Source organism: Chryseolinea sp. T2 (genome assembly GCF_037203685.1).
Classification (GTDB): domain Bacteria; phylum Bacteroidota; class Bacteroidia; order Cytophagales; family Cyclobacteriaceae; genus Chryseolinea.
In genome coordinates this window covers 14,038-26,863 of the sequence record NZ_JBBCAU010000013.1, presented here as the reverse complement: position 1 = coordinate 26,863, position 12,826 = coordinate 14,038, and the positions used below count along the sequence as shown (strand labels likewise).

The following is a 12,826-nucleotide window of genomic DNA, read 5'->3' as shown; positions in this document are numbered from 1 at the left end:
AAAGCTATGCTATGTAATGGATGATTGATGTACGTGATGTTTTTGCGTTAAGCGGAAAAAATGTGTGAAGATGTAATCAATGACCTAAGTAATTTCCCGGAGCAGCACGCTGATTAGCCACGGTATGGTTCATTATACCCAGGCTGAAATGCTCATTCGATAATCGCCTTCATTTCCATATATTCCTCCATTCCCGCATTACCATTCTCTCTTCCCCATCCCGAATTCTTGTAGCCTCCAAAAGGTGCCAATGGATCGTGCTTCAATGTATTAATCAACACTCTGCCAGCCTTCAATTGCTTTGCAAGCACCTGGGCCTTTTCGTTATCTCTCGTGCTGACATAGGCCATCAGACCATAGTCTGAATCGTTGGCTATTGCGATCGCTTCTTCTTCATTCTTATAAAAGATAACAGACAGTACTGGTCCAAATATTTCTTCCCTTGCAATGCGCATAGAGTTGGAAACGCCTGCAAAGATTGTCGGCTGAACATAATATCCCATGGGTAAATTGTGTGGCCGCCCCGGTCCTCCTGCGATGAGCTCAGCACCTTCTGCGATGCCCTGCTGTATAAATTCCTGTATCCGATCGTATTGTCGCTTGCTGGCCAGAGGTCCCATTTTAAAATCACCTGTAATTGGATTGCCTACCGTAAACTCTCCTGCCTCCAGTTGCAGCAATCTCACTATTACTTCCCTCTTTGATTCTGGCGCCAGCAGCCTTGATCCTGCAATACACGCCTGACCATTGTTCATAAATGCTGCCTGTATGGCCATCGGTATAGCTCTTGTCAAGTCAGCATCCTCCAGAATAATATTAGCGGATTTACCTCCCAACTCCAGGGTTACACGCTTCATCGTGTCGATGGCCTGCTTCGCGATGAGCTTTCCAATCACGGTTGATCCTGTGAAGGAAATATGGTTTACATCCCTGCTTTCCAGGATCGGTTTAATCAACAGATCACCTCTTCCGATCACCATATTCACTACCCCTGCCGGCAGACCTGCTTTATCAATACATTCCATGATGATCTCCGCCTGACGCGGCGCCTGTTCACTGGGCTTGAGCACGACGGCACATCCCGCAGCCAACGCAGAGGCAAGCTTAACAGCTATTGATCCGGCAACAGAATTCCATGGCGTAAACAATGCCGTTACCCCAATGGGCTCAAGTATCACTCTCGATTCATTTACCGTTCGTACAAATTCAAATTTCTCCAGCACTGCAATTTGATTCTGAAAGGTTGTGGCCGAAATAACATTTGACCATCGTGCCCTTTCACGGGTAGCACCATACTCAATTATCGTTGCTTCCATCAGATCGTCGATACGCAAAATAATCTCGTCGTGAATTTTCCTGAGATAGTCGGCTCGCTCTGCAATTGAAGTATTTCCAAGTGAGGTTAATGCTTTGGTTGCCGCATCAATCGCTTTAACAACATCCTGCCCGTTCGCGTATGTGATCTCTCCAATGACAGTTTCATCTAAAGGACTGATGATATTTGCCACTTCGGTTCCGTTTGGCTTCAAATTTTCCGTTGATATACACGGATTTGACTTGCTTCATGTTAAGGTTCTTTTAGAGTTGTATGATTCAGGTACCAACAGACAATACCGTGCCCTGAAGCGTCTCCGCTTCAATTAATGGAAGCTTTGTTGCTTCAATAATAAAATGCCCGACTGATTGGCTTAAGAATTAACTACTATGAATGGCTCGTCTTTAACGTCGAAGGCGCGTAGCCGAACCTCTTCTTAAAGGCATATGAGAAATGAGAAAGGTTTTCAAAACCTACATCAAGATATATGGTATTGGCGTTCTTCCCTTCGTGTGTCAAAAGATAATGTGCCTGCTCCAATCGCTTTTGCTGAAGCCATTGTCGCGGTGACTCCTGGAAATGATGCTGAAAATCTCTTTTGAAAGTAGCAAGACTTCTACCTGTCAGGTAAGCAAAGCGATCAAGGTTTACATTGAAATGATAATTGCGCATCATAAACTCCTCAAGGTTTATCTTGTGTGGCTCAGTGAAGTCAAACAAGATGTTCTTTAACTCAGGATGCGCTTCAATAACGAGTAACAAACCCTCTTTGAGTTTCAAATCAGTAACAGCCTTATTTTCCAGACCTTTACAGGAACGATATTCTAACAATGAGTTTATATATGCGCGTAATATTGGTGTCGTGACGATGTTCACTACTGGCTTCGGGGTGGCTGCCTTTTTCGCAAACACATTGTAGTGCAGACTAAACTCCTTTAGCGTCTCCTGGTTGAAATAGATACTCAACGATTTGAAGTCGCCTTCCTTAGGAGGATGTTTGACAAATTTCAACAGCTGATTCCTCCTTATAAGCCGGAGAGAGTCTTGCACTGATGCATAGCTTTTACTTCCATCACTCAATACAAGTGAGCCAGCAATCTGAAAACTCAACGTATGCTCCGGTACGAAATGCTCACCGTCCCTGCTCGCGCTATGATAGCAGGAATAAATTATCCCTGACTTCTTCGCATTTTGTTTCTCTGTTTTCATACGAGACAGAATTGATCAAACCGACTTTACTGTGCCCCCATCTACCCTTACGGTTGCACCGCTGACATAATCAGAATAAGGTCCCACAAGGTACAACACAGCCGCAGCAATTTCCTCAGGCCGGCCAAACCTCTGTCGGTCGTTTGGCACTAACTGCTTAACAGCATTCTGCTCTATTTCATCAAACTCCACTCCCCAGTTATGTTTAGGACTTTGTGAGACAAGCCATTGCTTTACCTGCTCATTGAGGATAGCACCGGGAGCAATTACATTTGATGTTACCCCTGTACCTGCCAGTTCACGTGCCAATGACGCCGATAAATTATGCCTGGCGGCAAGTGTGGCGCTATAATGCGGTTGGATCGCCAGTGGCTGAACAGCCAAACCACCGCCCATATTAATGATACGTCCCCAACCACTCTTCTTCATAGAAGGCAAAAGGTGTTGTATCATTCGAATGTAAGAGACAACATTAAGGTTGTAAGTAGCTTTCCATTCCTCTGGAGTGGTATCCATCCAACCAGTGTGCGCATAGGCTCCGGCGTTGTTGACCAAAATATCAACATTGCCAGGCTTAAGGCATTCTTTGGCAACCTTTTCAGCGCCGCTATCAGTAGAAAGATCACCCAACACGATGTTCGCAAGTCCGCCTGATGCTCTGATTTCATCTGCAACTCTGGTCGCTCTCTTCTCGTCCCTGCCATGGATGAATACCTCCACTCCTTCTGCAGCAAGCATTTTGGCAATGGCTTCACCTAAGCCACTACTCGAACCGGTTACTAACGCGCGCCTTCCCTTTAATTGATAGTCCATAAATCTGAATTCCTCCTTTTTGAAATGTTCATCTTTTAGCCTCGTGCCTGACAGCGCCATTGCTTCTGGCTCGGCTGATTCAGTCGCAGATCCCTCTGCTCTGATGATACAAAGGTCGGCGTTGCCGAAAATTTCAGGTTTGGTGTATGGCTCAACTTTGCTTTGCTGGGCGGCTCATCTTCAGGACCGCATTGCAGATCAAGACCAATGCGTAAAATCAATTCCTAACGAAATTACTAACTTGATTTCTTTAACCGAATCCGCATGCAGGATACTACCACAACTACAGTTCAACCGCTATTGGAATACTTCAATAGTCTGATCCCGCTTTGCAAAGATGAGGAAGACCATGTCCGCGCAAAGTTCCACCCGCACCTGTTTCTCAGGAAGCAGTTTGCCTTACAACACGGAGATATTTGCCAATACTTTGATTTCGTTGTGCGCGGTTGTCTTCGGTTATATAAAGTTGGCAATGATGGTGTTTATCATGTCCTTCAGTTCGCAACTGAGACTCATTGGATTTCTGACCTCGCAAGTTTTCACAGAAAGTCAAAATCTACTCTTGAAATAGATGCACTCGAAGACACGGTCGTCCTGCGAATAAGCTACGACGACCTTATCGATCTGTACACAAAGGCTCCAAAGTTCAATCGGATATTCCGCGTATTATTAGAAAATCATTTCATGCAGCAGCAGGAGCGTATCGGGCAATTATTTAGTTCCACGCTGAAGAGCGTTATCAATCTTTCCTTGAAAGCTACCCGCATCTGCAAAACCGCCTTTCCCAGGTACAAATTGCTTCCTATCTGGGCGTAACCCCTGAATTCCTAAGCAGGATCCGCAGCCGGATGGCTAAGGGCGACAAGCCTTAGACCACATCAATCATTAGTCTGGTTCATTCTTAAACATGACAATCTTAAACCAGACAAATCTTAAACTAGATCAATACTTTTTCTTAATCCAGGTCATTGGTAACGCCTGGTGGATTGATGTTGCTTTGTATCATCAACAAAATGAAAAAGCATATGTCAACAAACAAATCAAAAGTAGCCGTAATCGGCCTGGGAAATATCGGAAAGGTGGTTGCCTCAAACCTCGTTAGCGGTGGTCGTGAAGTAATCGTAGCAAGTCGCAAAATTGAAGATGCAAAAGCATTCGCCTCAGAACTCGGCAATCTTGCCACGGCGACTGACGTGAAGTCAGCAATTAAAGACGCGGGCATTGTCATCTTATCAGTCTGGTTCAACACGATTCAGGAATTGTTTAAACAATATCCGAATGAACTGAAAGGTAAGATTGTCATTGATCCCTCAAATCCAATTGCACCCGACGGCAACGGCGGATTTAAGAAGGTCATTGGTGCTGACGAGTCTGCCGGACAAATCCTTAAAGGCTTACTGCCTGATGGTGCAACACTTGTTAAGGCACTTGGCTCATTAGGCGCTGCATCGCTCGCCGGAGAGGCATTTAAAAAGCCAGGAAAGGTATTGTTCTATGCTGCCGATGACAAAAGTGTGAACAACACTATCGAAACATTGATCAAAGACAGCGGATTTGAACCAGTTAACATCGGCGGTATCGACCAATCCATCAGGATGGAAGTTTTTGGCGAGCTGCATGAATACGGTGCGCTGGGCAAAGCCGTTACCAAAGCTGAACTAAAGCAACCTGCTTAAGGTCAGATTGCCTCCAAAACCAAGAACTCTTAAAACCAAGGACTCTTAAACAACAAAGAATCCTTAAACTTATTTGTACATGAAAAGAGCGATCCATATGTCCCTTCTGATGCTCACAACTATTTGCATGGTGTTCACAACCATGTGTGTGCATGGGCAAAAGCAAAAACTGACTCTCAACAAGAAAACCTTCGAACTTCATAATGTTACGGGTTCCGTCGTGAAGTTCGGGGGAAAGAAAGTACTAAAAATTGAAAGAGACCTGAAAGCTATTCCATTTGATGTCAACAACATTCAAGGAACCGTTGACGAACCTCACTATGCCAGACTGGTCGGCCTGCAAGACTTTGAGAACGGCACCATCGAAGTGAAGATGTACAGTCAGATTCAGGATCCACCACCCTATCCAGGCGTAGCTGGCTTCATCGGAGTCTATTTCAGGATCAAGGAAGACGACTCTGCATTTGAAGGTATTTACGTGAGACCCAAAGTCGGCAGAGCAAATAGTCAGATGTTCAGAAATCATGCGGTTCAATACATCTCATATCCTCACGCAAAATTTGACACGCTAAGAAAGTCCTACCCACCGGGCTCGTATGAAGGTTCAGCTCCGGTTGCTTTGAACGAATGGATTAAAATGAGAATTGAAGTGAATGGCGAAACAGCTGAAATGTTCATTAATGACTTGAAATACTCTTCCTTTATTGTAGACAAAATGTTAGGCAAGAATAAGGTAGGCGGAGTTGGATTGTATGTTGATATTGGAACAATCGGATACTTCAAAGATTTAAAAGTTACAAAGGGTGAGCTCAAAAAGAAAAAAGAAAATGGCGGAAAGGTAGATGATATCTGATGGAATGTTCGTTTCGATTGTCACTCAGCCGGGAAGCTTTGTAAGCCGGATTGAACTACGCTACAGACGAGCTAATCAGAAATGGAAAAGCCTCAGATTAAAATCTGAGGCTTTTTTTTGTGATGAGGCTTGAAGAGCCACAAGACCCATCGAGGTAAATTTTATTCTATCCCAGGCTAATCATCCGCTGTAATTTTATCCTTCGTCAGGCAATTGCGCATCGCCGTTGTGCCGTGTGTTACCATTTGCCCGTCTTGTTGACAATAGTTTCATACCTCTAAACTTTTACGTTATGACTCATCAATGCTTAACTGCAATTTGCGTTTTCGTGCTTGGGGGAATTTACATGTCTGCATGTGAGCAAGCTGATTCCATACCTAAGGATCCCATACAGGACACTGGTTCGGCAACCGCAGATACCATTGCTAACCATCTCCGTTTTTCGAATGCGACAAAAATACTCGGCACAATTCCAGAAGGGCCCGTAGGCAGTCCGTTAAAAACTTCCATTGAGGATACTCTGGTCCTCGTAGACAAATTTCGGGTACCTGTAAAATTTCTGCATGAGGACACAACCAAAAACGTAGCAGGCGTATATGTGCAGATACATGTTGGTTCGTCCGATGCATCATTTTATTATGACGTGCCGGAGGTATCGGAAATTGCCACCAATGATACCGTATCTGTTATTCTTGTCGGGATAGAACAGGAAGGTCTTATCGAAGGCCGCATGGCTCAGGCGTTGGAATCTTCTCTCACATCAGAGGCTTCTCTCACGGACATCCGATTTGAACTCAGGTTTATTCCATACGATATAAAAGGCGAATCATTAGGCCAGGTTAAAGTACCCGCTTATATCTCGAAATCTGCGATAGCTGTTTTCGACGGCTGCGGACTTGTTAACAGCATTGGAGAATACTGGGTATGGGGCATGTCTTATATTTCTGATCCCTTTGACGCGAGCAAGCTCACTTTTTTTAATAGCCGCGAAAGAATATGGGGTCTGAAGAGTCAGCTCATACAAGGATGTTGCACGGATGGGGAATCGGCATACACTCCTAATTGTCGTGAAGAGAATAAACACAAACTGGCGTTTCAGGCCTATTTTAATTGGCCGAACGAGCTTTATCAATTCCAGCAATCAGGTGAGTATTACGGTATGTCCGAATTCCTGGCAGCCGATCCGGATCCAAACGCCAGCGATTTTTGCGGCTTCCGCGACGGGGTTGTTCGTAGACACCTGGACCGTCGTTTTTTGGAAGGTACCTGGAAGGTTAACTCATCTTTTTTTCTCGAAACATTGGGCACTGCATCACCTCAGGTGGGCAACCTTGCTGCAAGACCCGATGGCAGAATAGTGCACCTCGACTGCAGGTATCTTATAACCGAACAGGCAGACCTTGAAGATCACAACCGGACTTTAGTGAAATTCTATGTAAGGTGGGATTCAGGTGATTTTGATTGGTTTCCCCTGGATTAAAAGTGGTGACCTGTTTCACCTGCTATACTCAGTACACCCTGGTTCAATCGCTGTTTCGATCCGGAAGAAAAAATGAAGATACCTGAGGTGCTAAGACATTCATGGATACGTTATGACTTTGGTCGTCCAGCATTTGCAGTGTTCCATGTGTGATCCTGTCAGCGAGCTGTCGGACGGCGCTCTGCATCCGGGGAGGCGATTTCGTTCCTCCGAGTACCAGCACTGGCGTTTGAGAAACTGTATTGATGACATTTAACACTTCCTGGTCTTCCATCAGCGCAGTGTCGTACACAAGCGTATGCGCAACAGCTTCATTTTTTTTCCAGCTTTTGTTTTGAAACAACTTAAGAAACATCACCATAATCCCCGGCATCTCCATGATCTCCGTAAAAAAGTATTTTAACGCCTCTGATCTCTTTTGCATAGCTATGAGTTTCGCTAGCCTTTGATGGGCTTCCCGGAAAGATGCCTGCGATTGATGCCGAATAACATAGGGTGGCTCAAAAACGGCTGCCTTATTAACTACAACACCCTTGGCAAGTGCTTCAATGACGAGCGCTCCTCCCGAGGAATTTCCTAAAACAAATGGATTCTCGCCGGTTATTTGAATGAGCGCTTTCAAATCATCTACTTCCTTGTCAATACTATAAGGCAACACATTCCCGCTTTCCCCTCTTCCTCTTCGATCATAACAGTACACGGTAAATCTATCCTTCAGAAGTTTTGCAAGTTCCGATGCCGGGCCATACGAGGAGTAACAAAATGCTCCATCCACTACGACGAGAGCAGGACCACTTCCTGTTTTCGTATATGCAATAGCAGTACCGTCTGCCGATTCTACCTTTTCCATACCTCTTGTGCTTAAACCAAATTCATTAACCGGGCCTTATATACTTCCATCTTCTTCTTGCCATAAAGCCATTTTAAAACCGAATACATCACACCTGTAATTCCTACGGGAATGGTATTTGTGACTTCGTAAAACATGACCATAAACAACGAATATGTTTTAGAAAAAAGGTAGAGCCTGTTTTGTTTGGCAAGGGCGACAAATAACCGATTAGACACTTCACAGCCTTCGTGGCCGGGTTGGAGAATTATGTCCACAGTAACAGCTTGCCGGGATTTATTGATGTAACTATGTCTTTCGCCCTTTTGAATTGTTGGAGAATATTCACCCGTGTTGACTACATACTCTATTCCATTTTTTATTACTGTCAACTCGCCCTGCAACACCTTAAATCTTTCCTCATATGCGGTATGAACATGAGGAACTGATTTTGCTCCAGGAGGGAAGATTGCTTTTGTCACCGTTCGTGCGCCCCCGTTAGACTCCAATGATTCAATAGTAACCGGCAGATTATCCATCTTCTTTTTAATCGACCGCTCGCAAAAACTATGCCCCGGCAGGTCTTATTATCTGTTTCTATGAGCTGTGTTACTATTTAATTTCTTCGTCTCCAAAACAAAGGCTATCCCCAATAAGCCAAAGATCACCACGCATACGATAAGTTGTGCTGGTAGTTGCCCGGGATGTGTAAACTCCGGATCAAGCAGGGCTGTTCCCGGAAACATACTTGCTCCGATTTGTCCTATCCAGTAGAATAAAGCTGTTGTAACTGCCAGCTTTAAGTTTGTCCTTTGCTCCCCCTTCCTAAACCAAAGCAGCCAGATTGTAAACAGTCCAAGCAATGTGCCCAGTACCATCGTCTGTGCATTGTGGAATTTAGCGTGCGGCGGCCAGTTGTCGTTAAAAATGTGCGTGTTGTTCCAGTCAAAAGCATAAGAACCAAATGCGGTCATCAGGCCTACCAGCGTTATTAACATTTTACCGATGGAGATCGTTTTCATATCCTTAGTGATGAGGTGTTAAAAACTGTTCTTTATAATCATTAACAAATTGGGTGAAGCTGCGCGGAAGCTTTCCGGTAATACGTTGTACTTCTTCAGTCACATCTATCTCACAACCATTCGATCCGATAATGAACTGTTCAATCAGCGCATCTTTATGCCATGCAGACATACCACTGTACGAAAGGATTTTTCGCATCTCTGCTTCTGTGATAGTACTCGCTTCTACTTCCTTATCTAATCCAGCAGTAAGCAATTCGGCAACCGCACGAACTGTTAACGATTCAGCTCCTGTGAGATAATAAATAGCCCGGTGATGCTTTTCATCTGTTAAGACACATTTCGCTACGAGTGCAATATCCCGCAGGTCGATATAGCTGATCTGCCCTTCATGCATCATGTGAGGTAAACTTCCCTTCGAGATCGCAAAGCTACTCCCAATAAAGTTTTGCATAAACCCTGTAGGACGAAGAATGGTCCAGTTAACAGGACGCGTTCTCAAATAATGATCGATTTCTGCGTGTGACCTTGCGTAAGCTAACCTGGAACTCAGATTAGCGTCACCTGTAGATACGCGCACAATCTGTTTGATACCCGATTCAATAGCGATATCGATAATTGTTCTTTCACGTTCAAAATGCCTTTCGTCTGGAGCAGTTAGTAAGAATAGTTTGTCGCATCCTTGCATCGCCCGCTGAAGAGAATCCGGCTGATCGAAATTTGCCAGTATCGCCTCATGCCCCATATCCTTAAGTCGGAGCAATTGTTCCTGTTTGCGGCACATAGCACGTGCCTCTGTTTTTTCTGCTGCTAATAGCTGACAAAGTTCGCTGCCAATACTTCCTGTTGCACCTGTGATAAATATCATGTTGGATTTTTCTTTGAACTTGATATCTCAAAGGTATGTGGACTTTAAAGCCTTAAATAGCTATGTTAGTCAAACTAATAGTCGTAAACGTTCACAATTCATGAAGGTCAGGGAAACGAAAAATGAACACTTTCTAACAGCATTCGCTTCCGCGATAGGATCGAAAGTGGAAGGTGGTAGAGTTAATATTCCAGGTAAGTATGGAAAGGGCTATGTATTCGGTTATTTATTGGATCATCGTATACGACTGATCATACGTAATTACGAATTCAAAGAAGATGTTGAGATAAAGAGAAGTGATTACAGTTCGGCGACCAACATGATTGCCATCACATTTCAGAATATCATAAAGGAATCAGAGAATTCCAATCATCAAAATATCGGGCCACGGCAATTGCCGTCGGTGGTCATTGCAACACAAGGACTCGATTCTGATGTATATATACCCGGCAATATCAGTTTCAATACACTCAAGCTCAATGTAGACGCATCTTATGTCAGGCAGTTGCTCGGGCCTGATATAGATAATGCATTACTTAAGAACATCATTGAAAACAAGCAGCCTCTCCTCTTCGAACAATTTGTTTCCCTGAAACTAGAGCAGATTTTCGCTGAACTGATCGCGACCAGGGTGGAAAAATCACTGCATCAGTTTTTTTATCAGGTGAAGTCGGAAGAGATAGTATGTTACTTACTTATGGAATTGACTCAACGGCAGGAGAGAACTACCATCCAGTCGATTAACTCCGAAGATGCAAAAAACATCTACGCTGCCCGTGAGCGGCTGCTTAAAGATCTCGCCAACCCACCAACGCAGGATGAGCTTGCCGCATTTGCCAATATGAGCCTATCGAAATTGAAGCGTTTATTTAAACAGGTGTATGGACAAAATGTGTTTCAGTATTTTCAAGCTGTCAGAATGAAAGAAGCCGCATACTTCCTTAAACATAAGGGGATGTCGGTGTCAGAAGTGGGCTACGCCCTTGGGTTCAGCAACCTCAGTCACTTTACGCGGGTTTTTGAAGCCCACACAGGAATCAAGCCGAAAAAGTACTCGAAGATCTAATTCGTAAAGTAACCGGAGTTATCGAGTAAAAAAATAATCCTTGCGACTAGTTAAGTCATCGGGTATACTATTCCGAGAGGGTGCGCAACCTGCCGAACTTTAATCGCAACCAATGTGGTAAATGATGACCTGCGAGGATAGAGTGCGAAGAGCATCAAAGTGGGTTTAAGGTAGAGATTCCGCGAAATCATTGGTGTAATCATTATATACGATCAGGATTGTTACCTTTACTCCGAATTTAAATCTCATGGCAGCGACAAAACTTATCATCAACAGTAATGGATCTATTAAAGTAGAGGGCGACTTTGAAATTTTGGACAAAGACGGAAATGCATATGGACTTCAGGGCAGAACGATTGTTTCTCTTTGTCGCTGCGGTCGGTCGGCCAACAAACCATTTTGTGATGCTTCTCACAAGGAACATTTTGAACATGACGCCAAAGCGTTTGACTTGCCCCCGAAGAAGGTGTAACTAATCAAAAAAATCGTCTTATCATTAAAATCGGAATAGATCGTTGGGGATATCCTGGTGGTATTATTTTTCCTTCCAGACAACTCGTCCATTCTTATCGATGTAAATAATTTTCAGTTTGGTAAAAAGGCTTCCTGTTTCCATTCTCGCCAAACCATTTTTAAAGAAATTCGGAGAAGCATACCCGGCGGAAATAACTTCCTTCCCCGAGCGATCTATATATCCCCAGGTATGATCCCGGGATTCAAATGCAGCTAATCCCTCTTTAAAAATTCCAACAAAGTCGTACTTCATCTGTTGAGCTATCTTCTTCCCTGTCTTGTCGATAATTCCAAATGATTTAGGACCATTGGTGTTTTTTTCTCTTACAGTTGCAACACCCTCATAAAAGCCGAGGCTCATATCGAACTGAGGTTCAATTATCCATTCTCCTTTTTTATCGATATATCCGTACGCATTACTGTCGAGTGGCCTGACCATAGCAAGCCCTTCAGAAAATTTATCTACGAATTCGTATCTGGGAGGTATTACCATATTGCCGGCAGCGTCTATATAACCGGCGGGGCCATCTTCATACGTCGTATAAACAGGAGCCAATCCATCGGAGAAAGTGGAAACGTTGCAAGTCCGTTCATAAAGAGGAGCGATAACCATTTTCCCCTGTTTATTGATAAAGCCATTTTTGCCATTGACTTTTACACAAGCTAATCCTTCAGAAAACATCGCGGCATCTTCGTATTGCAAAGGAATTACTTCCTTTCCTGTTTTATCTACGTACCCATGCTTTCCGTCTTTCATAACATGGGCCAGCTCATCCGAAAATGGATAAGCACGATCATACTTAAAATCCGTTATCATCAACCCTTTCTCGTCAATCAACCCTTTAAATAATCTGCCATTCGGATTTTCCTTGTCCCTAATCTCTCTTTCAACAATTGCAATGCCCTCATTGAAATCGTCTGCCATGTCAAATTTGCAGTCAATGACAATTTCTTTTTTGCTGTTCATATATCCCCACTTTCCTTTTACCCGGATCGGGTAAAGCCCATTGGGAAAGTCTTCCGCGACGAACAATTCATCTTCCTGAATTTCTTCCGCCGACTTGTTCCTGAAAAGTGCAAATCCCGCCCCGATGAATAATAAGACGACTACGGAAATGATGCCAACTGTGAACATCTTCATGACGATTAATGATTGATGGATTGAAAGTTAGGTTTTTGGAT

The 12,826-nt window shown here is 43.9% G+C and carries 14 protein-coding genes; 6 read left to right on the top strand and 8 right to left on the bottom strand.

Annotated features, from left to right (window positions below; translation table 11 throughout):
- Positions 1 to 152: 152 nt before the first annotated feature.
- The 3 genes from WBG78_RS29145 to WBG78_RS29135 all read right to left on the bottom strand — a co-directional run bounded on the left by WBG78_RS29145 (position 153) and on the right by WBG78_RS29135 (position 3,397).
- Positions 153 to 1,508 carry an aldehyde dehydrogenase family protein gene (locus WBG78_RS29145; protein WP_337330067.1) on the bottom strand — a complete coding sequence of 452 codons (1,356 nt, stop codon included), beginning with the start codon at positions 1,506 to 1,508 and terminating at the stop codon, positions 153 to 155.
- A 194-nt stretch (positions 1,509 to 1,702) separates the two neighbouring features.
- Positions 1,703 to 2,524: a helix-turn-helix domain-containing protein gene (locus tag WBG78_RS29140; protein ID WP_337330066.1), complete on the bottom strand. Its 822-nt coding sequence runs from the start codon at positions 2,522 to 2,524 to the stop codon at positions 1,703 to 1,705.
- Positions 2,525 to 2,539: 15 nt separating this feature from the next.
- Positions 2,540 to 3,397 carry an SDR family NAD(P)-dependent oxidoreductase gene (locus WBG78_RS29135; protein ID WP_337330065.1) on the bottom strand — a complete coding sequence of 286 codons (858 nt, stop codon included), beginning with the start codon at positions 3,395 to 3,397 and terminating at the stop codon, positions 2,540 to 2,542.
- A gap of 204 nt (positions 3,398 to 3,601) precedes the next feature.
- On the opposite strand from WBG78_RS29135, the gene WBG78_RS29130 reads away from it, so the two are divergent.
- From WBG78_RS29130 to WBG78_RS29115, 4 genes are all read left to right on the top strand, one after another.
- Complete coding sequence (locus WBG78_RS29130; RefSeq protein WP_337330064.1) at positions 3,602 to 4,153, top strand: Crp/Fnr family transcriptional regulator; 552 nt, start codon at positions 3,602 to 3,604, stop codon at positions 4,151 to 4,153.
- 209 nt (positions 4,154 to 4,362) lie between these two features.
- A complete protein-coding gene (locus tag WBG78_RS29125; protein ID WP_337330063.1) occupies positions 4,363 to 5,013 on the top strand; it encodes an NADPH-dependent F420 reductase in 651 nt (216 codons plus the stop codon).
- Positions 5,014 to 5,092: 79 nt separating this feature from the next.
- Positions 5,093 to 5,866: a hypothetical protein gene (locus WBG78_RS29120; RefSeq protein ID WP_337330062.1), complete on the top strand. Its 774-nt coding sequence runs from the start codon at positions 5,093 to 5,095 to the stop codon at positions 5,864 to 5,866.
- Positions 5,867 to 6,158: 292 nt separating this feature from the next.
- Positions 6,159 to 7,346 (top strand): hypothetical protein, encoded by a 1,188-nt coding sequence (locus tag WBG78_RS29115; protein ID WP_337330061.1) that lies wholly within the window; start codon positions 6,159 to 6,161, stop codon positions 7,344 to 7,346.
- A 43-nt stretch (positions 7,347 to 7,389) separates the two neighbouring features.
- Here WBG78_RS29115 and WBG78_RS29110 read toward each other — a convergent pair whose 3' ends face one another.
- From WBG78_RS29110 to WBG78_RS29095, 4 genes are read right to left on the bottom strand one after another with little or no spacing between them, the layout of a single operon-like run.
- Positions 7,390 to 8,196: an alpha/beta fold hydrolase gene (locus WBG78_RS29110; RefSeq protein ID WP_337330060.1), complete on the bottom strand. Its 807-nt coding sequence runs from the start codon at positions 8,194 to 8,196 to the stop codon at positions 7,390 to 7,392.
- 11 nt (positions 8,197 to 8,207) lie between these two features.
- Positions 8,208 to 8,714, bottom strand: a complete 507-nt coding sequence (locus WBG78_RS29105) for a cupin domain-containing protein (RefSeq protein ID WP_337330059.1) — start codon at positions 8,712 to 8,714, stop codon at positions 8,208 to 8,210.
- A 48-nt stretch (positions 8,715 to 8,762) separates the two neighbouring features.
- A complete protein-coding gene (locus tag WBG78_RS29100; RefSeq protein WP_337330058.1) occupies positions 8,763 to 9,197 on the bottom strand; it encodes a DUF6640 family protein in 435 nt (144 codons plus the stop codon).
- A 4-nt stretch (positions 9,198 to 9,201) separates the two neighbouring features.
- Positions 9,202 to 10,065, bottom strand: a complete 864-nt coding sequence (locus tag WBG78_RS29095; RefSeq protein WP_337330057.1) for an NAD(P)H-binding protein — start codon at positions 10,063 to 10,065, stop codon at positions 9,202 to 9,204.
- A gap of 100 nt (positions 10,066 to 10,165) precedes the next feature.
- On the opposite strand from WBG78_RS29095, the gene WBG78_RS29090 reads away from it, so the two are divergent.
- Both WBG78_RS29090 and WBG78_RS29085 read left to right on the top strand, forming a co-directional pair.
- Entirely contained in the window at positions 10,166 to 11,131 is a 966-nt protein-coding gene (locus WBG78_RS29090; protein ID WP_337330056.1) for a helix-turn-helix domain-containing protein, read from the top strand.
- Between the two features lie 247 nt (positions 11,132 to 11,378).
- On the top strand, positions 11,379 to 11,603 hold the full coding sequence (locus tag WBG78_RS29085) for a CDGSH iron-sulfur domain-containing protein (RefSeq protein ID WP_337330055.1): 225 nt from the start codon (positions 11,379 to 11,381) through the stop codon (positions 11,601 to 11,603).
- A 63-nt stretch (positions 11,604 to 11,666) separates the two neighbouring features.
- Here WBG78_RS29085 and WBG78_RS29080 read toward each other — a convergent pair whose 3' ends face one another.
- The gene (locus WBG78_RS29080; protein ID WP_337330054.1) at positions 11,667 to 12,785 is read right to left on the bottom strand and encodes a WG repeat-containing protein; all 1,119 of its coding nucleotides are present in this window, start codon (positions 12,783 to 12,785) and stop codon (positions 11,667 to 11,669) included.
- Positions 12,786 to 12,826: the final 41 nt, after the last annotated feature.